Source organism: Longitalea arenae (genome assembly GCF_016924755.1).
Taxonomy (GTDB): Bacteria; Bacteroidota; Bacteroidia; order Chitinophagales; family Chitinophagaceae; genus Niastella; species Niastella arenae.
In genome coordinates this window covers 1-23,774 of the sequence record NZ_JAFFJX010000015.1, presented here as the reverse complement: position 1 = coordinate 23,774, position 23,774 = coordinate 1, and the positions used below count along the sequence as shown (strand labels likewise).

Genomic DNA, 23,774 nt, shown 5'->3' with positions numbered 1-23,774 from the left:
ATGTGATGATTTGATAATGTGATCATTTGATAATTGAATACAATCCAACCAATTCATCCTGCTGTTTTTTCCAACCCTTTACCCATGCTCAACGTAAAAATCAACGATCCGGTTTTTTACCGGGGCCATCATATTCAATTATGCTGTACATTACCTGCAAATCACAATCCAGGCCAAAAATTTATGCATTTATGTCACTAAAAACTAAATCCATCTGCCTCAGTTGCAGTCTTTTAACCCTATTCCTGTTAATCTTTCAGTTTTCTATCGCCCAATCCGATTTCAGCCAGGTTGATGCGCTGCTGAAAAAGAATCAGAAATTGTTGGGTAACGACCTTGTTGCCCTGGTATATAAAGATGGCAAGCTCATTTACACCAAAGAACTGGGTGAGTTCAATGCCAAAACCCCGGCTCCTATCGCCAGCGCCAGTAAATGGCTGACCGCTGCGCTGGTAATGATCTTTGTCGATGAGGGCAAGCTTGACCTGGATGCGCCCGTAAGTAAGTACCTGCCCGTATTTGATAAATACATGAAGAGTTATGTAACCATCCGGCAGTGCCTGGCGCATACTACCGGTATTGAGAACGATAAAGGCAGTTTATTGAAGATCATGCAACGCAGCAAATACATGAACCTCGAAGAAGAAGTGAACGCCTTTGCGGCCAAAGAGATCTCAAACAATGCAGGAACGGAGTTCCATTATGGGACCATTGGGCTCAACGTCGCCGGCCGGGTCTTGGAGGTGATCGCCAAGAAACCATTCGACCGCCTTATACAGGAAAAGCTATTACGTCCGCTGAAAATGAGGGCCACATCGTTCATGAATGAGAACGGTTATGCACCCAATCCCTCCGGTGGCGCCCGCAGTACCGCGAATGACTACATGAACTTTTTATCCATGATCCTGAACAAGGGAATGTTTGAAGGCAAAAGGATCCTGAGTGAAAAAGCCATAGAAGAAATGCAGAAACCCCAGTTCACCAACCTGCCTGTAAAATATACGCCCAAGGTGGCCGAAGGTTATCACTATGGATTAGGCGAATGGATCCAGGAAGAGGATGCCAATGGCAATAGCACAGTAGTAAGCAGCCCTGGTTTATTCGGCACCTGGCCTTATATTGATAAATGCCGCAACTATGCCGCTATCGTTTTTGTGAAATCGTTGTTAGGAGAACAGAAGAAAGAGCTTGTAATGCAATTTAAGAACGCTGTTGATGGCGTGGTTGGTGGTGGCTGTAAATAGTCATGATCACATTAGCTAATTAAAAAAGGGCATTCCGGTTTCCGGAACACCCAGGTGTTCATCATCAGTCGTAATTCGGTTATGAGGAGTTCAGTTTATTATACTGCTTTGGGGCGGAAAAATAATCACTCTTGGTAACCTGGAGGAGTAGCTGAGATTACAAAAATGGCAAATACACAAAACCACTTAATACAACTAGTAATAAACAATGTGATCATTGATAATGTGACGATGTGATAACTGCTTCTGCGCGCCCCTGTGACCATTCACCATCCCCGCACTCTTAACTACCTGTATTGTTAAATCCATGTAATTCCGCATTCCGGGCGCTTGCAAAACCGGCCGGATATGCTTATATTTAATTAATCAGCTATATTTCCGAACCAGACCGTACTCTTATGAAAGCAATCTCTTATATGGTGCCAGTTGTGATGTTATTATTATCCTTTCTTTACAATAACAACCCCTTTATCGTTAAAGAGGAAGCTCAACAGGCTTTTCAATTATTGAACGCTATTCGAAACAACCCGGCAAAATATTACAGGGAATTACACCTCGATGCAAAATTGCCTGTCACCAAAACGCCCTTGCGCTGGAACGACACGCTGGCCAGGGTAGCGGAAGCCAAGGCCATGGATATGGCCAAACGCAATTATTTCGACCATGTTAATCCCGAGGGTTACGGCATTAATTATTTCATTCACCAAAGTGGTTATACGCTCAATGCCGACTGGCTGAAAGATAAAAAAGAGAATTTTTTTGAATCCATTGGCTCCGGGCACGATTCGGGTGTAGAGGCCATAAAATCCCTGATCATCGATGCAGAAGACCCTGGCAAAGGCCACCGCGATCATTTGCTGGGCATCGGCAAATGGGATGCTACCCTTAAAGATGTGGGCATCGGCTTTGTCAAATGCGACGGTGGTAAATATCAATCCTATATCTGTATCATTATAGCCAAACACAACTGGTAGAACATCATATATAATAAATGCCACCCCGATATTATCAGGATGGCACTCATAATGTATAGCCAGGCTACCTATTTTGCTATTCCCATGGGCGAGAAGTACATAAAGGCGGCAATGATAAACAACAACACGATCAGCGTTAATATTACATCCTTCTGATTCCAGCTTGCTCTTGAAGCGGCTTTGTCTTCTGCCACTGTAGTAGCAAAGGTCAATCCTTTTATCTGCTTTTCATTGGGTGGCGGTGAAGCCAGACTTACAGCGATCATCAATACCACTGAAAACGCAAACAAGGCGATACAGAAGTATAAAAAGTTCATGGTGGCGAAATCGTACAGAATGCCCGAGAGGCTTCCTTTCATCAGTTCGAACACCAGCTTCAAAATACCAATGATAAATCCTGCTACCATAGCAGTATATGCTCCTCTTGCATTAATGCGTTTTGAAAAAACGCCCAACAGGAAGGCAGCTGCAATAGGCGGCGCCAGGTACGATTGTACGCTTTGCAGGTACCCATACAATCCTTTTGAAATGTTCTTCATCAACGGGATCCAGATCATACCCAGCAGCACCACAATACCGGTTGCAATCCGGCCAACCCGCACCAACTCGTGGCTGCTGGCATGTGGTTTCATTTTCTGATAAATATCCATGGTAAATAAAGTTGAGCAGGCATTATATACCGAAGCCAGCGAGCTCATTAAGGCAGCCAGCAAGCCACCCGCCAGCAGTCCTCTCAGCCCTACCGGCATAAGCGCCTTTACCAGGGTTGGAAAGGCAGTGTCTGTATCTGACATGTTTAACTTGCCCTGCTGATGTAACACATAGGCGATCAATCCCGGGATCATGAAGATAAAGAAAGGAAGCAGCTTTAAATAAGCAGCGAAAATGGTTCCGCGTCTGGCTTCCTTTTCGTTGCGCGCCGCCAGGCAACGTTGCACAATATGCTGGTCGGTACACCAGTACCAGATACCCACAATCGGCGAGGCAAACAAAATTCCGGCCCAGGGGAAATCAGGGTCTGATAACGGCGGGAACATATTTACTTTTCCTTTAGGCAGCGCACTCATCAGCGCATTCCAGCCGCCCACTTTATCCAGTCCCATAAACAATAGCACTGCCGAACCCAATAATAAAACAATGGCCTGTATGGCTTCGGTATACATTACAGCATGCAATCCACCAAAAATGGTATATACCCCGGTAACCACCACCAGGATGATGGCGCCCGTCCAGAAGTCGACCCCCAGCAGCGAATTAAATACCAATGCGCCTGCATAGATGGTTACCGCCGCTTTGGCGATCACATAACTGATCAGCTGAATGATCGACAAGAGCCATCTTGCTTTGGCATTAAACCGTCTTTCCAGGAACTCAGGCATGGTGTACACCATACTTCGCATATAAAAGGGTACAAATACCCAACCCAGCGTAAGGATGATCCAGGAGTGCAATTCGTAATGCCCCATCACCACCCCACTGTTGGCGGCAGTTCCGGCCAAACCCACGATATGTTCAGAACCTACGTTGGAAGCCAGTATAGAGGCGCCTATCACAAACCAGCCCAGGTTACGGTTAGCCAGAAAATAATCAGACGGAGAGTCTTTTGCTTTTTTGATTGACCAAATGGAGATCGCTGCAATCACAGCCATGTACAGGCCTATGAAGAGCCAATCGATTGGACCAAGAAATTGCATATGGCAAGCGTTTTGTTTTTACAATCGTTATACCCGGTTTCCTTGTGAATATGGCATGTGTTAGTAAACCAGGCGGGGATTTCTGATCTCGGGATTTAAGATTTTGAGATTTGTTGATGTTTGAACACCCGGACAAATCTCAAAACCCAAAATCCATAGATCCCGGAATCCCAATATCCCGAGATCGCAACATCCGAAGATCCTAAATGTATTGATTGATGATGTTCTCCAGCCACTCCTGTTTACCGCTGATCTGTTTGGGCTCGCCGTTTGACAGGGCGTACTCGCGCAGGTCTTCCAGCTTCAGGGCGCCGGTCTCAAACTCTTTTCCTTTACCACTGTCGAATGAAGCATAGCGGTCTTTACGGAATTTCAGGTAAGGCGATTTCTGCAATACCCGGTCAGCGATCGTCAGCGCGCGGGCAAATGCATCCATACCACCGATATGTGCAATAAAGATATCCTCCAGGTCAGTAGAATTACGGCGCGTTTTCGCGTCGAAGTTTACCCCGCCTCCCGCAAAGCCACCGGCTTCCAGGATGATGAGCATGCTTTCTACTAATTCATTCAGGTCAATGGGGAACTGGTCGGTATCCCAGCCATTCTGATCATCGCCCCTGTTGGCATCGATGCTTCCCAGCATGCCGGCATCGGCAGCTACCTGTAATTCGTGCTGGAAGGTATGTCCGGCCAGGGTAGCGTGGTTTACCTCAATATTTATTTTAAAGTCTTTATCAAGCCCGTAATGACGCAGAAAACCGATCACGGTAGCGCAGTCAAAATCGTATTGGTGTTTGGTAGGCTCGCAGGGTTTGGGTTCAATGAAGAATACGCCCTTGAATCCCTGTTTGCGGGCATAGTCGCGCGCCATCGTGAGGAAACGGCCCAGGTGATCGAGCTCCCGTTTCATATTGGTGTTCAGCAGGCTCATATAACCTTCCCGGCCACCCCAGAAGACATAATTTTCACCGCCCAGCGCAATGGTAGCATCCAATGCATTTTTTACCTGTGTACCGGCATAAGCCACGGCAGCAAAGTCAGGGTTGGTGGAAGCTCCATTCATATAACGGGGATTTGAAAACACGTTGGCTGTACCCCACAATAATTTCACGCCGCTTGCCTGTTGTTTTTGTTTGGCATAGTCCACAATATTTTGCAGGCGGCTTTCATATTCTTTTAAGTTAGCCCCTTCATCAACCAGGTCAATATCGTGAAAGCAATAGTAGGGAACGCCCAGTTTGGTAATGAATTCAAAGGCTGCATCCATTTTGTCTTTCGCACGTTGGTTGGCATCGCCGGCTGCATCCCAGGGAAAATGTTTTGTGCCTGGACCAAAAGGATCGGCGCCGGTGTTACAGAAGGTATGCCAGTAACACACTGCAAACCGTAAATGTTCTTTCATCGTTTTGCCGGCTATTACCTTATTTTCATCATACCATTTAAAGGCCAGTGGATTGTCGCTTTCCACACCTTCGTATTTGATGGAACCAATACCTTTGAAGTATTCTTTTTCTCCTGTTATGATTTTCATATGCGTTATAGTTATTTACTTGATTTTTTTTGCAGAACGCTGAACGCTTAGGGTGTAATAAACATTTTACAAGTTGTGCCTGCGTTCATTTTATTTAGCCGAACTCGTCCCGGCTTCAGTCAGGTCTATCACATTAGCACATTGTCTAAGAGTTCCTTCCATTCCTCATAAACCGCTTTATACTCGTTCTTCTTTGTAGGCTCAATGACCGTCAGGGGCTTTACCTGGGTGAATGCTTCTTTCGGTGTTTTATATACGCCGGCGCCAATACCAGCGCCGATAGCTGCCCCTACACTGCCATCGCAGTTGTATAATTCAACCGGTACATGCGTGGTATTTACAAATGCTTCTATAAAAAGATCGCTCAGGAAGAGATTGGCTTTTCCGGCCCTGATCACCTGGGGGTTCATACCGTTCTCCCGCATAATGTCCAGTCCATACCGGAATGCACAGGCAATGCCCTCCTGGGCAGCGCGGAATAAATGGGCCTGCGAATGCAGGTTCAGGTCAATATGATGGAAGTGTACGCCGATGATCTGGTTTTTCAGCATACGTTCTGCACCATTGCCAAAGGGCAATACCCGCAGGCCATCGGCGCCTACAGGCACTTTCGACGCTTCATTGTTCATTTGCGAATAACTGATAGCCGGCGTGAAGATATTTTTAACCCAGCGGTTCAATATACCCGTGCCGTTTATACATAACAATACACCCAGTCGCTTCTTTTCATTGGTGTAATTAACGTGCGCAAAGGTGTTCACGCGCGATTCAGGATCATAGGTAAGCTCATCGCTCACTCCGTAAATAACACCTGATGTACCCGCCGTTGCTGCCACTTCACCGGGCTCCAGCACATTTAACGACAATGCATTATTGGGCTGATCACCGGCTTTATAGGTAACGGGAATTCCCGGCTGTAAGGATAAAACAGCCGCAATACTTTCCGTTAAGCGGCCATGATCGGAAAATACATTTTGCACCTCGGGTATCAGCTTGCCGTCAAATGCAAATTGATCCATTACATCTTTACTGATACTGTCGTTCCTGAAATCCCAGAAGATACCTTCCGATAACGCAGAAATGCTGGTAGTGATGTTTCCTGTCATTTTCATGGCAATAAAATCACCGGGCAGCATGATCTTAACGGCTTTATTATAGGTAGCCGGTTCAGCTTCCTTTACCCAGGCCAGTTTCGAAGCGGTAAAATTACCGGGCGAGTTCAGCAGATGTGACAGGCTCTTTTCCTTACCAATGGCTTCAAAAGCTTTATCGCCTATTTCAACAGCGCGGCTATCGCACCAGATAATGGAATTGCGCAAAGCTTTCTGGTCAGCATCAACCATAACCAGCCCATGCATCTGGTAAGAAATACCAATGGCGCCAATATCAGCGGGATTATACGCCTGGCTTGCATGTGCTTTTTTAATAGCCAGTTGCACGTGTTCCCACCACATGTCGGGCGATTGCTCGGCCCAGCCAGGTTGCGGTGATATAATAGGAGACTCTGTTTCGGGATATTGAGCAGATGCTTTTACGGTTTGTGTTTGGGCATCTACAACAGAAACTTTGATAGAGGATGTGCCTACATCAATTCCAAGCAATAACATATGGCAGCTTAATTTCTGATTTCTATGTGAGAAAAATAATTGCAGGATCCATAAAAGGCAGCAAGCTCGAGATAGTTCTGATTCTACGCCCTACACCTGCTGCCCTGTTAACCAAAAACCTTTATCGAAGAATCGAAATTATTAGATAATAATAAATTAGCCTTCCACTTTATTTTCGAAAACATAAACTATTTTAATATAACTGATATACAATATGTTTATTTTTGCTTAAAATAGTGTAACGGAGGGGCTAAGGCATGAAACCTTTAGTTGAAAAATTACCGCTTTCCCAGAACACCTCATTTGTAGCGCGCACCTATCGTACGCCGCATTTTGAAGTGCCCTGGCACCAGCATATTGAATACGAGCTGATCCTGTTCATTGAAGGCGAAGGCACCGCCTTTATCGGGAATTATATTGGCGAATTCAAGACCGATGATGTTTTTTTCCTGGGCAGCAACCTGCCGCATACCTTTCAAAAAGCCCATAAAGACCTTATCACGGCTGCTGTGGTGGTGCAGTTCACCGACGATTTCTGGGGACCGGATTTTATGCATTTGCCCGAAAGCAAAAGCATTCAGAAATTATTCGCCGCGGCCATGCAGGGCCTGAAGATAAAAGGCGCCACCCGGCAGCAACTGAGACCCTTATTAATTGAGCTGGAATACCTGGAAGGCTTCGCCCGCATCATCCGGCTCTGCGAATGCCTGCAGGCCATAGCCGCCGCTCATGAATATGAAACGGTCTCTACCCAGGAAGTGAAGACCTTTCAGGCAAAAAATAAGGACCGCATCGACCGGATCTTCCAATTCACCATTGATAATTTCCAGGAACCGATCGCCCTTTGTGATGTAGCGGCTACCGCCGGTATGAGCATTCCGGCCTTTTGCAGTTACTTTAAAAAATGCACCAAGAAGACCTATGTCGATTTCTTAAATGAAGTACGCATTGGGCATGCCTGTAAGCTGTTGATCGATACCCAAAAGACTGTACTGGAGATCAGTATTGAAAGTGGTTTTAATACCCTGGCTAATTTCAACAAACAGTTCTTAAAGCTGAAACAGCTTACCCCATCTGGTTTCCGTAAAAAGTTCCGCATCCAGGAGCAGGAAGATTATTTACAGGATGAATTCAGAATACTGAATGCGGAAAGCTAAATGCTGAACGAAAAACGCCGAAGGCGACAATAACAACATAAACTATAAACAATAAACCACAAACTTAAACATACCGAACAAATTAAGTCCTTCGTTCGTGAACTGGGTTTCGACTTTTGCGGCATAGCCCGGGCACAGCGCCTGGAAGAGGATGCCCGGCGGCTCGAGCAATGGCTGCAACAAGGCCTGCATGGCAACATGCAGTATATGGAAAATTATTTCGACCTGCGCATCGACCCCACCAAACTGGTGCCGGGCGCCCAATCGGTGATCACTGTATTGCTGAACTACTTTCCGCAGCAACAACAAACAAGCGGCACACCCCGTATTTCAAAATATGCCTATGGAGCAGATTACCACGAAGTGATCAAAAAAAAGCTGCATACCCTGCTGGCGCTTATCAATGAACATATCGGGGAAGTACAGGGAAGAGGTTTTGTGGATTCAGCACCGGTACTCGAAAGAAGCTGGGCCCAGCGCAGCGGCCTGGGCTGGATCGGCAAGAACGGTAACCTGATCACCAAACAACAGGGTTCTTTCTTTTTTATTGCCACCCTCATCGTTGATCTTGAGCTGGAATACGACGATCCCATTGCCAAAGATTATTGCGGGAGTTGCCGCCGCTGTATCGATGCCTGCCCTACCGGTGCTATTTCGGAAGGCAAAGTGATCAATGGCAGCCAGTGCATTTCTTATTATACGATAGAATTAAAAGATCTTTTACTGCCTGACGATAAAAAAGGCCAGTTCGCCGACTGGATGTTTGGCTGTGATGTATGCCAGGATGTTTGTCCCTGGAACCGCTTCGCCCAGCCTACCCGTGAAACGGGTTTTACGCCAATACCCGAGATCCTCAACTTCACTACCAAAGAATGGGAATCACTGACAGAAGAAGCATTCAAAAAGATCTTCCGTCATTCCCCACTAAAACGCGCCAAATTCCAGGGCATACAACGAAACGTAAGATTTTTGAAAGGTTGAAGCTGTGCCGCACTTCTTGTACATCCGATTAAGTAAGTGCGGCAGACCTTATAACTGCACGCCGATCTTCACAGATAACCGGTGCAAATAGCTTTTGTAGGTTTCAAACGATTCATAACAACGGCTGGCAGGACAAGCTGGGCTGTATTCATAATAGCGGTTTATATTTTTATAGCTATAACCGGTGCTTACCACCCAATGACCTTTGCCCTGAAAACCAAACTTATAACCAATACCGGCATCCGCATACCACCCATTGGTGTACCTGTTATGATACCATTGACTCAGCTGCTGTTTTTTTTGCTCAACGAAATGAAGGCCACCATCCACATACAGGAAGGGGGTCGATGGTCTATCGAATACATACTTCCTCAGGTCTAAAAATACCGGGAATCCCAGGCGGTAATAGTGATCAAGCCCCACCCCTATACCAGCAAACCAGGTTTTATACCGTATACCATTAACCGTCTGAAGTTGAAAATACTCGCCCCGGCCGCCATGTAGTACGCCTGCCTGGTTTATTGAACTGAAGGAACAGGAACAGCCTTTACTGGCAGGCCGTTCCTGTTTTGCTTCCTGTGCACTGGTTATGAGAACATACCCAGTGAGAACAACTAATAGAAAGATCTTTATGCGCATATCAGTTAATTCAGGCTTATTTTACTGAGTAAGCGGATGTGATTTACATTGGAATAATCAAACTGATATAAACCATCTTTCGCCACCACCAGCGCTTTTTTATTCCAGGCAATTACATCATAGGTTTCCATACCACTGATCTCCTTTATCAGTTTCAGGTTGGCCGGTTCAGCAGCATTGTACACTTTAACGCCGGCCTTGCCATCACAGATGAACAATATATTCCCTTCTTTCCCTAACCCGAAAGGATTGGTTAGACTATAGGTCTTGATCAATGTAGGCTTAAAAACATCCGTGATATCGATGGCTTCCAACTGGTTTATGTTGCCGCCACAAAAGGTACCCGAACGCAGGGTAACATAAGCGGTATTGTCATCGGCGATCACGGGGTCACAACTGCGGGCATGGGTGAACTGCGCCTGTTTAATCGGATTGCCCGGCGTTGATACATCATAGATGAACATACCTTGCGTAGAGCCAATGAATAATTTATTCTTGAACGGATAGATGGTTTCGATGGTCTGGTTATCTATATATGACTTTTTAACGAACTGCGGATCCTGTGGGGCAGAAACATCGAACGCATACAACTCGCGTTCAGTTACCGTATACAGGTAATTATTCAACAAGGTAAAGCGGGCCATCGATCCGCCAATGCCGCTTTTGCCGGTGGCAGCACTTGCAAGGCCGCCGGTGCTCGAGAAATAGTCCAGCCCGATAATGCCACCCGGATAACGGTCTACAGGAAGCGTTGTATCATGCCTGATCCAACTTACGGGAACTTTAATGGAATCAGGATTCCTGGTGTTATAATTCCTGTAATAAGGTATCCGATTGGGAAAGGCATCGGTCGTAAATTTTTTGGCCACTACAGCCTGCGGATTGCTGATATCGAATGTTACCAGGTCGCTATATGCATCGGCATATAAAGTAGTTCCGTTCACCGCCAGGTCAACATTGCCGGGGATGGGAATAAACGAAATTCTTCTGGGCGCTGTGGGCTGACTGTTATCAATGATATGAATACCTTCATTCTGCTCATTCAGAAATATGTATTTTCCATACATGTAGATCTTACCGGGATTCTTAAGAGCATGTGCCGGACCACTTTTCATTTCGGCCCGTACTTCAGTCAGTGTTTTATAAACCGGTTCATACCATGTATAGGTGCGGGTGGCTTTCTCTTTATCGCAGTTAGAAAAAAAGGTGATGAGTATTACAGTCACCATTAACTGTAAAAGCAGTTTAGGATGCCGTTTCATAAGTTTAGCTTTTCATAACTGACAAACTGCATGAAACAAGCGTTGCAATAACCTGAAATTTTTACAGGACCGCTTTTACAATCTTCCCAGCATCATTTTAACGCTAAGTCCGGTAGACCAGAGGTATTGTCCGGCAGATACTTCTTTATTAACCAGGCCCTTGAGTGCATATCGCAGGTTAGGCCCAATCCAAACAGGATGTTTGCTCTGTTGGAACAGACCAACATTCAGGCCGGTCACAAAATTGAACTGGGTTTTGTTCAACAAACTGTTGTCTTCGTAGTACACGCCCTTTACACCTTCAAAATGTAAGGCTTGTGCAGAAATGAGGTGGCCTATAGAAACGCCGCCTTCAAAGGCAATAGGTGGTAATCTTCTTCCTTTATTTATTTGCCAGTTCAACAGCAAGGGAATTTCAATGTAATGAAATTTATACCGTTGTTTCTGACTGTAAAACACTCTGTTCCGGTCCTGGCTCTGGTAATTTGCAGATGCCCCCCCGCGCATCGTATCTATATAACCCGGGCTGTCATAATAGTGAGGAACCACTTTCAGGTTACTCGTGCCAATGTTAACGTCAATGGCCGAATCGAACCTTTTGCCTACCTGGGTATTTACGCTTATAAATGCATATTCCAGTCCGAGCGATATTTTAAGCCGCGGCGATAAAGTACGTTGCACAAACACACCCGCTGAAAACGCAAGATCGGGTTGAATGGCCGATGCTTTTCTCACCGCCATCGTATTGGCCGTAACGTTGATCAGGGAGTTGGGAGAAGCGTTGGACGGATTTACGCTGGCTGCGCTTCGGGCCGACAGATCTTCGGCTAAGTATTTGTCCTGGCCAAGTAATCCCCTCAACTGAAACAATTTACTTTCAGAAATACGCGAATACCCGGCATCTGCAACGATACCCCAATGCCATAAAGAGCTTTTCCTCCGCGGAATAGATACTGTATTGGCCTTGCTGCTGCTCAATGAATCGGGCGTCGGCAAAGTGGTGAACCGGCTGCCAAAAGGTGCTGGCGCCGCTTTATTGGTAGCAATTGAATTGTAAGGTCCTTCAACCAATGCAGGTAGTGAATTATTCAAAACAGGTGCTTCTGCTTCCGGTGATTGTTCAACATCATTAAATGTGATCAATTCCTGTTGAACCGGTTTATGCTGTTGTTTAGAAGTTGTACCGGTCCCTTTCTTTTTTCTGTACCGGGGTTTTTCAATGCTGTTCTTATTATTCTGGCTAGTGGTAAAATTGGGACTAGTGATAAGTGGTGCAGCAGCAACCCTTCTGTCGGCGATGATGGCAGGCGACGGTGGTATTTCATTCGGCGTACTGCTTTGTTCGCCAGCTTGCGGCGCAGTTACCGGATCTTGCGTAGCGGGTTGGGTGCTGCCGGTTTGCGGTGAGGAAGCGTTTGCCTGTCCCTCACCGGAACTTTGCACATGCTCAGTTGCAGGTTGAGCTGCCGTATTATTTTTATGGATAGCAGGTAAAGTAGAATTAGTCGATTCAGTAGATTTTTGGGTTGAAGAAGACATGGAAGCAGCTTCGGCAACTTCTGTTCCGGATGCGGTTTGCCAGCTATAGTGGTACAGGAAGTAACCGCTGGAAGTTACTCCTACAAAAAGGGCGGCCATCCACAACCACATAAAGCGGCGGCGGCGTTTGCCTAGACGGATATTTTTTTCCACCTCCATCCATACCGAATCAGAAGGACGCAGCTTGAGCTCCTGCATCTTCTGATGTACCTGTTTCTCAAATTCGTGGTCGGACATACGTTTCCTTTTTTGATTCTACGGTCGTTTTTTTTAACCAGGTGATCAATAATGCACGTGCACGGGCATATTGTGACCGGGAAGTTCCCTCATTAATTCCAAGCATTTTACCTATTTCTACATGAGAAAATCCTTCAACTGCATGCAGATTGAATACAGTTTGATAGCCGGCCGGTAACTGGCGGATCAACTCGGCCAGGTCCTTTGCCTGCAGTGCCACTTCGGGGTTATCATCTGACACCGGGTGCAGGCTTGTTTCAGGAAAGGATAGATCGGTTTGATACCGGCTGTTCTTTTTGAGATAATTTAAAGCCGTATTCACCATGATCCGGCGGATCCAGCCGCCCAGTTCTCCCTCAAATTTAAACTGGTGCAGGTTGCGGAATATTTTAATAAACCCTTCCTGCAAAACGTCCTCTGCATCGGCAACAGACTTGGTATAACGATAGCACACGCCCAACATACTCTCAGCAAAATGCTCGTAGAGCTGTCGTTGGGCCTCCGGCAGCCCCTTCAAACAATCTTTTACCAGCCTGTTATAATCCATTTCTTGTAATGTGGTTGACAATACCCGACGCCTTTCCGTTGCACCTGTTATACAAAAAGCAATTTTATAATTATTATCGGCTTTATTGAAATCGTGTTTTTCCATATATATTACCGGCGAGGCAGTAGGCAGTTGGCAATTGGCGCTTGCCCCCTTCCATTGAAAACTGCCAACTGAAAACTGCCAACTGTGAACTATTTTTGCTCCCCTTATGGCTACATCACTTACCGAAAGAGATAAAAAGGTTGTATGGCACCCCTATACGCCCCAGAAATCGATGCCGGAACCCATTCCCGTCGTAAAAGGAGAAGGTGTTTATATTATTGATGCAAACGGGAAAGCCTATATCGACGCCATCAGCAGCTGGTGGGTCACCATTCATGGGCATGCCAACCGCTATATCGCCGATAAAATATACGAACAGGCTAAAACCCTGGAACAGGTGATATTTGCGGGTTTCACGCACGAACCGGCGGTTCGCCTGGCAGAACGGCTGCTTGATATCTTGCCGGGGCAGTTTGCTAAAGTCTTCTATTCAGATAATGGTTCTACCGCCGTTGAGGTAGGCGTAAAAATGGCCTTACAATTTTGGTGGAACCGGGGTAATACCCAACGCAATAAAGTTTTGGCGTTAACCCATAGCTACCATGGCGATACCTTTGGCACCATGAGCCTGAGTGAGCGGGGTGTATTCAATATTGCCTTTCATGACAAATTATTCGAGGTGATTTTCATCGATCCGCCCCAAAAAGGTAATACCGGTTATAATATTCCCTGGAACGAGATCGCCTGCATGATCTATGAGCCATTGTTACAGGGCGCCGGAGGCATGAATATGTATGAAGCAGCCGCCCTGAACGAATTGATGAAACAGTGCCATGACCATGGGGTGCTTTGTATAGCCGATGAAGTAATGACGGGCTTTGGCAGAACCGGCCGGCTTTTCGCCAGTGAATATGTGGAAGAAAAACCGGATATTATTTGCTTATCAAAAGGGTTGACCGGTGGCACCATGGCTTTGGGAGTTACTGCCTGTACCGAAAAGATCCACAGCGCTTATGTAGACGATGACCGGCGGAAGACTTTTTTCCATGGGCATTCCTTTACCGCCAATCCCCTCGCCTGCGCCGCTGCCCTGGCCAGTATGGATCTCCTGCTGCAGCCGGATTGCCGGTTAAATATGGAGCGAATTACCGATCAGCATAAGAACTTCGTTCAACAATTAAAGGCCGATATACGGTTTGCCAAGCGTATTAAAAATCTGCGTTCACTGGGAACCATCATGGCTTTTGAAATAGAATCAGGGCCTGATGGCTATTTGAATGCAATTGGCCTTGAAATCACCCGCAAAGCGCTTGAACAGGGTGTGTATTTACGTCCTTTGGGTAATACCGTATACATAATGCCGCCTTATTGCATCACACAACAGGAGCTGGAAAAAGTGTATAAAGTGATAATCAGTATTTTGGAGGCTTAAGCGCCCCAATCATCCGCCGAAAGCTCGAATCGGATCTCGCCATTAGGCATTTTACCGGTCTCTGCAAAACCAAAGCTTCGGTAAAAATCAGCGGCCCGGGTATCAGGGGCGGTACTTAACCAGATGGTCTCGCGGGTTTGACTGTAATACCAGTCGAGTAAAGTGATCAACAGCTCGCGGCCAACGCCCTGTCCTTCATATTCGGGCTGCACAAACAGCGCCCACACATTATGCTGTACCAGGTCGCCGATGGCAAAACCTACCACCTGGTTATCCATCTCACACACCCAACCTTTTCCCCGCTTTGATAAAAAATCAACATAATCCTGTTGAGATGCCAGGCCGGGATTGGACAACGCATTTTCTTTTACGGCCTGACGAACCTCATTCATTTGCGGTATATCGGTTACAAGGGCTTCTCTTAAATTCATATTATAATTTTATCTCCGTCGTTTTTTAGACGAACTTATCTTAAGAAAAAATATGATACCCGATAAAGTAGCCGTGATCCCGTTGGCCAACATTAAAGGCGTATCGTGAATATACAACCCATAAATGAACCAAAGTATGGTTCCAATAAAAAGCATTGAAAAAGTAACAAGTGAAAGATCTTTGGTTGATCTCGTTCTGATGGTTTTATACGCCTGCGGAATATAAGCCGCTGTGGTAAGCAGGGCAGCGATCATGCCGATAGTGGAAATTGCCATAGATAACAAAACTACAGAATCATATTCCGACAGCTCCAATTACTTTAACAATTTTACTTTGATATCCCTCAAATATATAGATGTATTGAGAAATAAACCGGTGAGCACCCATTATTTGATATTCATCAACCAAAATCCATAAAAAAACCCTGCTGTAAACAGCAGGGTCAAATCTTAAACGAACTGTATGATCAACAAATGTTAAAAACTGGGGTCTGTGGGCGTATTGGGATTATTATCATGTTCCTGGAACGGATAAGGCAGGTAACTGCGCTTACGCTCACTAACGGGGCGGTTGAACCGGCGATTGTCGATCAGTCGCAAACCCGACATATACAGTTCTATCGCCCGTTGACGATAGATCTCCTCCAGGATGGCCGCCTGTGTAATGGCCCCTGTATACGGCAGCAGGCCGGCGCCTACCCCAAATGGATCGTTAGCCGGCTGCTTGGTAAGTACCTTATTCAACTCCACCACCGCATCCGGCAGGTTCGACTGGCGGGCATAGGCTTCCGCTTTGGTCAGGATCATTTCACCGGGTAAATAAACAGGAATGGCCATGGTGGAAGTGGCGCCAAACCCGCTGATGCGGTATCGCGGCGCCGTGGTGGCATTAATAGCAATATAGAATGGCACCCGTTTATCGGCTAAATTCGGTTCCAGCGATTGCGGTAAACCCATGGTGGAATCAATGGGCTGGTACACGTTATTGGTAGAAGTTGCCGTTTCAAAGATCGGGTTCAGGGTAACCAGGTCGAAGTTCAAAGTCGACTTCTTGGTGAGGTCAACGGCATTCGCCGCAGCTAACGCCTGTGCATAGTTGCCGGTGAACAAACTGTAGCGGGCTCTCAGGGCCTGCAGTGTGTTCACGATATCGATTCCAGCCGGAATATTCGACAGGAAGGAAGGACTGATGGCATTGGCATTTACGGTCGCCAGCGCATTGTTCACCACATTCAAAGCCCTGTTAAAGCCTTCGGTATTGGCAACAAAACCTGCCTGTAGGCCAACGCCCGTGGTATCAGGCACCTGCTCCCAGAACATCGACATGTTGGCGATGGCCAGCGCTTTAAAAATGCTGGCGTAGGCAATTAACCCACTGGCATAGTTCTTATCGCCCAACTCAGGGGCATAGTTCAAAACTATATTGGCATCGTAAATCACCTTATTGCTGTTGGTCCAGAACGATAACACCATGGTATTGGTAGGGTCTACCCGGTCGCCGCCCAGAAAGAACTGGTACTCGGCTGTATTACCCTGGTTAATGATATTCAACTGCCTGGTGAGAAATCCATCGGTGGTGATCAGGTTGTATAAAGAGCTGGCCCTGCCGGCTGAATAAGCTCGCTGAACGCCGATAGCCACACCCGTTAAACCTGCGGCGGAAGTAATTCTGTCGGCAGCTGCATTATTGGGATCAGTAAATTCTTTTTTACAGCCAACAGTCGTCAGCAGCACCGCAACCAGGGCAAAACAGCTTGTATATTTTATTGTATGTAGTTTCATAAAATCAAATTTGCGTATTAGAATTTAGCGGCCACATTAAAACTAAAAGTCCGGGGAATAGGCACTGTTCCAAAATCAATTGCCCGCAGCAGGGTGCTTTGTCCACCCGCATTCACTTCAGGATCATATCCTTTGTAATCATCCCAGGAAATGAGGTTACGGCCACTTACACTCAGCGTTAAGTCGTTAAAGAACTTCACTTTGCCGAAACGGTAGCTCAGGTTCACCTCACGCAGTTTCACAAACGAACCATCATCCACCCGCCATTCTTCTATCTGGTATACACTGTTGATGTAGCCACGGGGCAGCTCGCCCAGGTGTTCCTGTTCCGCTACTTTCCCGTTACCAACGCCCTGCCGGGTCCTGAAATCGGCATTCCATACATCATAACCCTGCACCGCGTCAAGCTGCACCCGCAACCCCAATTTTTTAAAGCTCACTTCGTTGATGAGGGATCCGGTGTAATCGGGATTGGGATCACCAATGATCTTCCGCAAAACAGTACCGCTGGGTAAGCCATTGTTGTCGCGCTGCGGTGTATAGGAAGTGAAACTATTCTGGGTACCTCTTTCTGTTAGCGGGAAACCAGATGCATTTTTAACCTCGCCGCCACCGCCATCCCTGGCGAAGAAGGTTCCGTAAAACACGCCTGCAGGCGCACCTTCTATCAGGTATACCGGAGCTCCGGCATTGGTACTGAAGGCAGCTGCCTGCCCTATGCCTACTGCTTTATTCCGGTTACGGTTGAAGATAGCAGTGATGTCCCAGTTCCAGTCTTTATTACGCACCGGGGAACCGGTTAACATGATCTCGAACCCTTTATTCTCCAAGGTGCCAAAATTGTCGAGCAGGCTGGAATAGCCATTGGTTGGGGCAATATTGCGCGAGATCAGCAGTTCCTGCACTTTCTTAATATAATAGTTGAACTGTAAGCTCAGCCGGTTCGTAAAGAAAGAGAGGTCAGTACCCATTTCCAGTTCCTGTTGTTTTTCCGGCGCCACATTCACATTTGCCAGTTGGGCGACAGAATAGAGGGCAGTTCTTCCCAAAAATGTACTGCTCCTGTAAGAATTGAAACGTTCGTAGGGACCAATACCTGTCATATTACCAGACTCTCCATAAGCTACCCGCAGCTTGGCCACGTTCCACCATTTTGAAATGGCAAGTCCGCTCCACCAGTCAGTTTCCGATAAGAGGTAGCTACCGCTTCCTTTTAAATACACCTGGCTGCGTTCATCTTCACCAAATGCCGAGGAACCATCTACCCGCACAGCACCGGTGACAAAGAGCTGGTTCTTGAATTTAAAATTCTGTTGCAGGTAAGCGCCCGAAACCGAGAACTCGCTACGCGTGTCCGTACCCGGTAATACCGTACTGGCGCTGCTTACCGATTCAATAAAAGGCGTCATGCCCCTGCCCTGTAAGATGCTCAAATGAGATTTTTCATATTGTACTGCATAACCTACCTGGGTGGTTGAGCCCCAATTTTCCCCGAGATTCGCCTGATAAGTACCGTTTAATTCATGGTTGATCTGGAAGAAATTATTGGCGCCGGTGCTGGCATATCCATTCAATGTAGGATCAAGCGTTGCGCCACCACCCCAGAAAGCAGTGTTAACGTTATAGGTAAACGGGGGCATAAAAGTATTACCCCGTTGCCCGTAGTTGTCAACGCCTATCGTATAATCAAAGGTCAGTCCTTTGGCGGGTTTTACTTTTAACTTCGCATTGGCAATAAGGCGGTTCGTTTCCTGCCTTTGTTTGAAATCTTCAATTACCGATACAGGGTTTACGCGGCCGCGTTCGCCCACTGCCTTTAGATTCCCTAAAGCATCCCGCTCCCAGATATTGTGAAAATTCCCAATGATGGTAAGCGAGTTCATGGGTGAAAAGAAGGAATTGCCATCGGGCTTCTCATCGGCAGCGCTGTTTATATAATTCAACCCTACACTCAGGTTTGCCCATTTGGCCAGTTCCTGGTCGAGGTTCACCCGGAAACTGAAGCGTCTGAAATCGGTATTCTTGACAATGCCCTCATTATAGAAGTAAGAAGCGGATGTATAATACTTGGTTTTGTCTTTGCCGCCGCTTACTGAAATATTGTTATCGGTACCCAAACCCGTGCGGAAAATATAATCCTGGTAATCGTAGCGTGTAACGGGCGTGGTAGTAGTAGGCAGGGCGGAGGGTGTTCCAACGGCCGTGATCAGGTCCTGCGTTAAAGCGCCCGGACCATCGGCTGGGCCGCCAAACTTAACCGGCGCCTGGTTTACATCCAGTTCTTTACGCAGTTCGCTCATCATAATACCGGTGGAAAAATTCACTACCGGTGCACCAGTGCTTCCGCGTTTGGTAAAGATCTGGATAACACCATTATTGGCGCGGGAGCCATAAATAGCCGAAGCCGCAGCCCCATTCAATACTTCTATATGGTCAATATCGGCCGGGTTAATATCCACCATCCGGTTCTGACCAATAGTGCCAATAAAATTGGCGCCATCATAACCGTTCTGGGTATTGGTAACCCGGGTGGTCGCATTATTTACGATAACTCCATCCACAATATAAAGGGGCTCTGAAGAGCTGTTTACCGAACCAATCCCCCTTAGCCTTACCGACATGCCGCCGGCGGGGTCGCCTGAGTTCTGGATGATCTGCGCTCCTGCTGATTTGCCCTGCAAGGCTGCCAGTACATTACCCGTAGCTCCTTTGTTAAGCGCATCGCCCTTAATGGTGCTGATATAACTACCCACCTGTTTACGGGTGGTTCCTTCCGATGTACCGGTTACTACCACTTCATCCAACCCCAGCGCATCTTCGAACAGCGTAATACTCACGGTATAACTTTCGGCGCTGCCTACCTGCAGATTTTGCGTGGTGGTCTTAAATCCAACGCCGGAAAATTCCAGCGCATAGTTGCCGGGCTTTAATGGAGCCGATAAAGTGTAATTACCCGATGGGTCGGTAGCGGTTCCATAATTGGTATTCCTGATCGTCACTGAAATGCCGGTTAGCGGTTGGCTGGCCGCTCCGGTGATCTTGCCACTGATACGAACCTGTGCAAGGGTCAGGCTCACTACCAGCTGGCTGAACAGTAATAAGACAACTGCTTTTACTGGCCGGCTGATCGTTAATGAAATTTGGGTCATAATCCTTTTTTTCGAATTAATAATTAAATACCATGAACTGGACTAAGGACAGGTTTATAAAACATTACTTTTCGGGTAATAGTAACAGTAGGGTACCGGAAAATGCATGATCCTAATGCCTGATGGCAGGCATTGAATATTTTGGAGTGACGGTTGGATCAATATGTGAGTAGGTATTTCCGGTAGCTTTTAAGGGATGGTTTTTCTTCCCTGATCGGTTGCGAAGCCCCAGCAAATGAATGGCCTGTCTGAAGGTGTAAAACATGGCGTAACAGTTAGTTAACACCAAATTCAGCATAAAAACGCAAATTACCAAAACAAAAAGCAATGCACTGCGGCTTTATGCAGCTTTAGGATTAAAGTAATTAGTAATACCTCCTTTTCCGGCTAAACCATGCAGAACTTGCTAAGATTAAGGTTTTTTGAGGCTGTAAAGCATAAGCGATTGGACATAAGCAATTGAATTTTCCCGATCAATAGTCATCTGTTCCAGGTTACAGGTTCCAGGGCCTTGCAAATTTGTAAAATGCCGCCAGTAAATGGGAGCATGAAACCTAACCTGAAACCTGTAACACTTTCTTGGAAGCAAAAAGGGATCACTTAAATAGCCGGCAACCGGTATCTGGCAACCGGTAACTGGTAAAAATAAAAGAGCCATCCTTCGCTAACGCTCAGGACAGCTCTTTCTTACTTTACTCTTTTATACGTGAAACCTATTGTACGTTGAAAGCCACTTGCTCATTTCCCCATAACAAGGCTACTTTACCGCTTTTATCAACGGTGAACGTCATACGCTCCGTGAACTGCGGTGCTTTGGTGGGTTTTACATTCACCCGTAAAGCATCATCGCCCTGCGCATATTTGTAAGCGCCCCATTGGTTGGGTGTTTTATTGAAAATGATCACCCATTCTTCTTTATTGGGAATGGTGAATAAACCATATTTACCAGCCGGCAGGGATTTGCCTTCAATCTTTACATCCTTGCTTACTTCAAAAGTGGTTGCTTCATTAGCACCAGTACGCCATACTTTGCCATAGGGCGCAATATCCTTTCCGATCTCCCGGCCTTTTACGGAAGGCTGGCTGTAGTCGATAGTAATAACGGTACCGCTATTGGTTGTTTCTGTTACCTTGGCGGGGGGACTTGGTCTTTTTGATTTATCATCCTGAGCCTGTGCGCCCATTGCAATCCATGCTATGGCTGACAAAAGCAATAACTTTTTCATCTGGAATGTTTTTTATAGTTTTTTAAATGTCAGAGAGTTATTTCCTCGGGCAGATAAAAAGAACAAGTTATCATGCTCCGCTTTATACTACCTGATTTAATAAATGAAAAATAAGCCTTTATGGATTTTCCTCCAGCAACTTTTTCAGGTTACCCAGCGATTTCTCCATAGACGGCCCCAATTGCTTATCAAAAACTATGCTACCAAATTTTTCCCAGGGGTACCAGCGCAATTTTATATCAAAATACCATTGCAGCACCAGTTGCCCGTCTTCGCCGAGCCATACAAACCCACTGGAAAGCATGCGCGCATTCTTTTGCTGCCAGTTGGTAAGCAGAGAATCACCCACCAGCGCATTTTTCGTGACTGTCAGTTGATCGCTCGAAAACTGCTGATCGGTATATTGCTTATTGGTAAGGTCTGCACTGTTCACCAGCTCATTCCAGTTTTTCCATTGCCGCAGATCCGCAAGAGCGGCCCGCAAACTGTCTTTAGGCGCTGAAATATTAATGGCGCGGGAAACCCGCACCTGCGATGGTATGATCAATGAAAAAAGATAAATGACAATTGACAGGATGATCGCACTGATAATAGCCAGTTTTATAAATCGCATTCGGGAATTTTTAGGATTTCTTGATTTTGGGATTTCTTGATTTTGAGATTTTGGGATTCTTGATTGCTGGATTCCGGATTTTTAACATTGTAAGAACCCGGGACCCGGATCTTGTTTTCCGGGTTTGAGATTTCGGGATTTTGACACTCATTCTGATGGTCGCATATAAAGTAATCCTGAAATCGTACATCCCGAAATCAGCAATTACCTTTTCACTCCCACCTGAAGATCCTTATCAGCACACTATAGGCCAACAGGCACCAAACAATAAGAATAGTGATCTCCTTACCTACCCCCAGCAGGTGCATTCCTTCAAATGACACTTTCCGCATGGCATCATTCAGCGCCGTTAAGGGCAGGTAATTGATGATCGCCTGCAGGCTGTCGGGCAATAACCCCTTTGGAAAAAAGGTGCCTGATAAAAAGTACTGGGGAAACATGAACAGGTTGGCATAGATCGGTATCACATGCTGGTTTTTGGCCAGGCTGCTGATGATAAAGCCAAAGCCCATAAACACGGTAATTCCCAAAAAGCTCAGCACCAGTAGTTCCAGGAAGGTGATAACCCCATGCGCCAGCGTAAAATGATAAAAGAAGGTGCCGAATAGGATCAATACAATGGAAGTAGTTAGCTGAAATAGCACCCGCGCCAGGCTTTCGCCCAGTACGATAAAAGTTTTTTTAACCGGGGTGGCAAACATCCGTTTTAATACCAGGGTTTCCCGAAGGGTAAAAAAGACGAACGCTACTCCAAATACAGCCGAACCTATAAGGGAGAAACCCAGCATACCGGGCAAATAAAAGTCGATCATCCGGTAGCGGCGTCCGGGGATCTCTTCTACTCTGATCGTAGCCACCCGGTATTCATTACCAATTGCAGTGACCCGGGCAATAATGCTTTCCAGCACTTCCCGCACCGCAGGCAGCTCACGCTGGCCGGCCGAGGTGGTCTTTAACCGGATCTCATATTGAGGAGATGTATGTTCCGGAAGCCTGTGCACGTCGATCATTGCGGTGATCCGTCCTTTTTTCAGGCGGTCGAGCAGTTCTTCCTCGCTGCCCTCATGTACATCGAACAGGGCGTTGCTTTTTATCCAGTAATAAAGGGGACTCAGGGTATCGCTTTTAACGTCGAAGGCAATATCATAGGCTTTTCCGCCACCCCCCGCCAGGGCGCCAAAGACCATGATCAGCACAATGGGAAAGAAAAGGCTGAAGAATATGGCCTGGGGGCTTTTAAAGATGGCCCGCATAGTGGCTTTGCATATCGCCCACATGGCGGTCCATTGGTTATATTGACCAGACATAGATTGCTCAAAAATTAGGCGGCAAAGCTATTATTAAATGATGAGACGACAATCGCTATTGGTTTACGCCCGCATTCCGGAATATAGCTGGTTCGGTGAATTCGGGCAAGTAGTTACAGGTCACAGGTTGCAGGGTACAAGGCCCCAACACTTAGAAGAGCCGTCATTTAATATATCGGCCTGCACCAAGAGCCCTGTTACTTGTAACCTGGAACCGGAAACTGCCAACTGCCAACTGTGACTTGCGAACCATTGGTGTCCGGTAAAAATAGTGTTTTTTGTAAGAGAGGTTGATAATAAAAGGTTTGACGACCTTTTTTTGAGTTTTATCAGGTTACAAGCCCTATAAAGGAGAATAATAAAGGATTTTTAGGTAT

General features: G+C 46.4%; 19 protein-coding genes. 5 read left to right on the top strand and 14 right to left on the bottom strand.

Annotated elements, in window-relative coordinates:
• Positions 1–191: 191 nt before the first annotated feature.
• Positions 192–1,244: a serine hydrolase domain-containing protein gene (locus tag JT717_RS22805; protein ID WP_205513346.1), complete on the top strand. Its 1,053-nt coding sequence runs from the start codon at positions 192–194 to the stop codon at positions 1,242–1,244.
• 398 nt (positions 1,245–1,642) lie between these two features.
• The gene (locus JT717_RS22800) at positions 1,643–2,218 is read left to right on the top strand and encodes a CAP domain-containing protein (RefSeq protein WP_205513345.1); all 576 of its coding nucleotides are present in this window, start codon (positions 1,643–1,645) and stop codon (positions 2,216–2,218) included.
• Positions 2,219–2,286: 68 nt separating this feature from the next.
• Here JT717_RS22800 and JT717_RS22795 read toward each other — a convergent pair whose 3' ends face one another.
• The 3 genes from JT717_RS22795 to JT717_RS22785 all read right to left on the bottom strand — a co-directional run bounded on the left by JT717_RS22795 (position 2,287) and on the right by JT717_RS22785 (position 7,050).
• Positions 2,287–3,912, bottom strand: a complete 1,626-nt coding sequence (locus JT717_RS22795; protein ID WP_205513344.1) for a sodium:solute symporter — start codon at positions 3,910–3,912, stop codon at positions 2,287–2,289.
• 202 nt (positions 3,913–4,114) lie between these two features.
• On the bottom strand, positions 4,115–5,443 hold the full coding sequence (gene xylA, locus JT717_RS22790) for a xylose isomerase (protein ID WP_205513343.1): 1,329 nt from the start codon (positions 5,441–5,443) through the stop codon (positions 4,115–4,117).
• Between the two features lie 128 nt (positions 5,444–5,571).
• Positions 5,572–7,050 carry a xylulokinase gene (locus JT717_RS22785; RefSeq protein WP_205513342.1) on the bottom strand — a complete coding sequence of 493 codons (1,479 nt, stop codon included), beginning with the start codon at positions 7,048–7,050 and terminating at the stop codon, positions 5,572–5,574.
• A 257-nt stretch (positions 7,051–7,307) separates the two neighbouring features.
• On the opposite strand from JT717_RS22785, the gene JT717_RS22780 reads away from it, so the two are divergent.
• Together JT717_RS22780 and queG are read left to right on the top strand one after the other, a co-directional pair.
• Positions 7,308–8,207, top strand: coding sequence for an AraC family transcriptional regulator (locus tag JT717_RS22780; RefSeq protein WP_205513341.1), 900 nt, complete (start codon positions 7,308–7,310; stop codon positions 8,205–8,207).
• Positions 8,208–8,258: 51 nt separating this feature from the next.
• Positions 8,259–9,188 (top strand): tRNA epoxyqueuosine(34) reductase QueG, encoded by a 930-nt coding sequence (gene queG / locus JT717_RS22775; RefSeq protein WP_205513436.1) that lies wholly within the window; start codon positions 8,259–8,261, stop codon positions 9,186–9,188.
• A gap of 48 nt (positions 9,189–9,236) precedes the next feature.
• On the opposite strand, the gene JT717_RS22770 is transcribed toward queG, so the two are convergent.
• The 4 genes from JT717_RS22770 to JT717_RS22755 all read right to left on the bottom strand — a co-directional run bounded on the left by JT717_RS22770 (position 9,237) and on the right by JT717_RS22755 (position 13,517).
• Complete coding sequence (locus JT717_RS22770; RefSeq protein ID WP_205513340.1) at positions 9,237–9,827, bottom strand: hypothetical protein; 591 nt, start codon at positions 9,825–9,827, stop codon at positions 9,237–9,239.
• A 5-nt stretch (positions 9,828–9,832) separates the two neighbouring features.
• Positions 9,833–11,089 carry an LVIVD repeat-containing protein gene (locus JT717_RS22765; RefSeq protein ID WP_205513339.1) on the bottom strand — a complete coding sequence of 419 codons (1,257 nt, stop codon included), beginning with the start codon at positions 11,087–11,089 and terminating at the stop codon, positions 9,833–9,835.
• Positions 11,090–11,164: 75 nt separating this feature from the next.
• A complete protein-coding gene (locus JT717_RS22760) occupies positions 11,165–12,865 on the bottom strand; it encodes an outer membrane beta-barrel protein (RefSeq protein WP_205513338.1) in 1,701 nt (566 codons plus the stop codon).
• Positions 12,846–13,517, bottom strand: coding sequence for an RNA polymerase sigma factor (locus JT717_RS22755; RefSeq protein WP_240348369.1), 672 nt, complete (start codon positions 13,515–13,517; stop codon positions 12,846–12,848). The genes JT717_RS22760 and JT717_RS22755 overlap by 20 nt, the downstream gene beginning before the upstream one ends.
• 106 nt (positions 13,518–13,623) lie before the next feature.
• Between JT717_RS22755 and JT717_RS22750 the strand changes: the two genes are divergently transcribed.
• Positions 13,624–14,889, top strand: a complete 1,266-nt coding sequence (locus JT717_RS22750) for an adenosylmethionine--8-amino-7-oxononanoate transaminase (protein ID WP_205513337.1) — start codon at positions 13,624–13,626, stop codon at positions 14,887–14,889.
• On the opposite strand, the gene JT717_RS22745 is transcribed toward JT717_RS22750, so the two are convergent.
• From JT717_RS22745 to JT717_RS22715, 7 genes are all read right to left on the bottom strand, one after another.
• A complete protein-coding gene (locus JT717_RS22745) occupies positions 14,886–15,320 on the bottom strand; it encodes a GNAT family N-acetyltransferase (RefSeq protein WP_205513336.1) in 435 nt (144 codons plus the stop codon). The genes JT717_RS22750 and JT717_RS22745 overlap by 4 nt on opposite strands.
• Positions 15,321–15,329: 9 nt before the next feature.
• Positions 15,330–15,596 (bottom strand): SemiSWEET family sugar transporter, encoded by a 267-nt coding sequence (locus JT717_RS22740; protein WP_205513335.1) that lies wholly within the window; start codon positions 15,594–15,596, stop codon positions 15,330–15,332.
• 201 nt (positions 15,597–15,797) lie between these two features.
• Entirely contained in the window at positions 15,798–17,102 is a 1,305-nt protein-coding gene (locus tag JT717_RS22735) for a RagB/SusD family nutrient uptake outer membrane protein (RefSeq protein ID WP_205513334.1), read from the bottom strand.
• Between the two features lie 17 nt (positions 17,103–17,119).
• Entirely contained in the window at positions 17,120–20,251 is a 3,132-nt protein-coding gene (locus JT717_RS22730) for a SusC/RagA family TonB-linked outer membrane protein (RefSeq protein WP_205513333.1), read from the bottom strand.
• A 713-nt stretch (positions 20,252–20,964) separates the two neighbouring features.
• The gene (locus JT717_RS22725; RefSeq protein WP_205513332.1) at positions 20,965–21,477 is read right to left on the bottom strand and encodes a DUF2911 domain-containing protein; all 513 of its coding nucleotides are present in this window, start codon (positions 21,475–21,477) and stop codon (positions 20,965–20,967) included.
• A gap of 118 nt (positions 21,478–21,595) precedes the next feature.
• Entirely contained in the window at positions 21,596–22,090 is a 495-nt protein-coding gene (locus JT717_RS22720) for an SRPBCC family protein (protein ID WP_205513331.1), read from the bottom strand.
• 212 nt (positions 22,091–22,302) lie between these two features.
• Entirely contained in the window at positions 22,303–23,397 is a 1,095-nt protein-coding gene (locus JT717_RS22715) for an ABC transporter permease (protein ID WP_205513330.1), read from the bottom strand.
• Between the last annotated feature and the right edge of the window lie 377 nt (positions 23,398–23,774).

Bases quoted from the DNA above. Each gene is read 5' to 3' on its own strand.
- JT717_RS22740 (WP_205513335.1), bottom strand. From the start codon at position 15,596: ATGGCAATTTCCACTATCGGCATGATCGCTGCCCTGCTTACCACAGCG.
- JT717_RS22765 (WP_205513339.1), bottom strand. From the start codon at position 11,089: ATGAAACGGCATCCTAAACTGCTTTTACAGTTAATGGTGACTGTAATA.
- JT717_RS22795 (WP_205513344.1), bottom strand. From the start codon at position 3,912: ATGCAATTTCTTGGTCCAATCGATTGGCTCTTCATAGGCCTGTACATG.
- JT717_RS22785 (WP_205513342.1), bottom strand. From the start codon at position 7,050: ATGTTATTGCTTGGAATTGATGTAGGCACATCCTCTATCAAAGTTTCT.
- JT717_RS22715 (WP_205513330.1), bottom strand. From the start codon at position 23,397: ATGTCTGGTCAATATAACCAATGGACCGCCATGTGGGCGATATGCAAA.
- JT717_RS22750 (WP_205513337.1), top strand. From the start codon at position 13,624: ATGGCTACATCACTTACCGAAAGAGATAAAAAGGTTGTATGGCACCCC.
- JT717_RS22805 (WP_205513346.1), top strand. From the start codon at position 192: ATGTCACTAAAAACTAAATCCATCTGCCTCAGTTGCAGTCTTTTAACC.
- JT717_RS22770 (WP_205513340.1), bottom strand. From the start codon at position 9,827: ATGCGCATAAAGATCTTTCTATTAGTTGTTCTCACTGGGTATGTTCTC.
- JT717_RS22760 (WP_205513338.1), bottom strand. From the start codon at position 12,865: ATGTCCGACCACGAATTTGAGAAACAGGTACATCAGAAGATGCAGGAG.
- JT717_RS22730 (WP_205513333.1), bottom strand. From the start codon at position 20,251: ATGACCCAAATTTCATTAACGATCAGCCGGCCAGTAAAAGCAGTTGTC.
- JT717_RS22755 (WP_240348369.1), bottom strand. From the start codon at position 13,517: ATGGAAAAACACGATTTCAATAAAGCCGATAATAATTATAAAATTGCT.
- JT717_RS22745 (WP_205513336.1), bottom strand. From the start codon at position 15,320: ATGAATTTAAGAGAAGCCCTTGTAACCGATATACCGCAAATGAATGAG.
- JT717_RS22735 (WP_205513334.1), bottom strand. From the start codon at position 17,102: ATGAAACTACATACAATAAAATATACAAGCTGTTTTGCCCTGGTTGCG.
- JT717_RS22720 (WP_205513331.1), bottom strand. From the start codon at position 22,090: ATGCGATTTATAAAACTGGCTATTATCAGTGCGATCATCCTGTCAATT.
- JT717_RS22780 (WP_205513341.1), top strand. From the start codon at position 7,308: ATGAAACCTTTAGTTGAAAAATTACCGCTTTCCCAGAACACCTCATTT.
- JT717_RS22800 (WP_205513345.1), top strand. From the start codon at position 1,643: ATGAAAGCAATCTCTTATATGGTGCCAGTTGTGATGTTATTATTATCC.
- JT717_RS22725 (WP_205513332.1), bottom strand. From the start codon at position 21,477: ATGAAAAAGTTATTGCTTTTGTCAGCCATAGCATGGATTGCAATGGGC.
- xylA (WP_205513343.1), bottom strand. From the start codon at position 5,443: ATGAAAATCATAACAGGAGAAAAAGAATACTTCAAAGGTATTGGTTCC.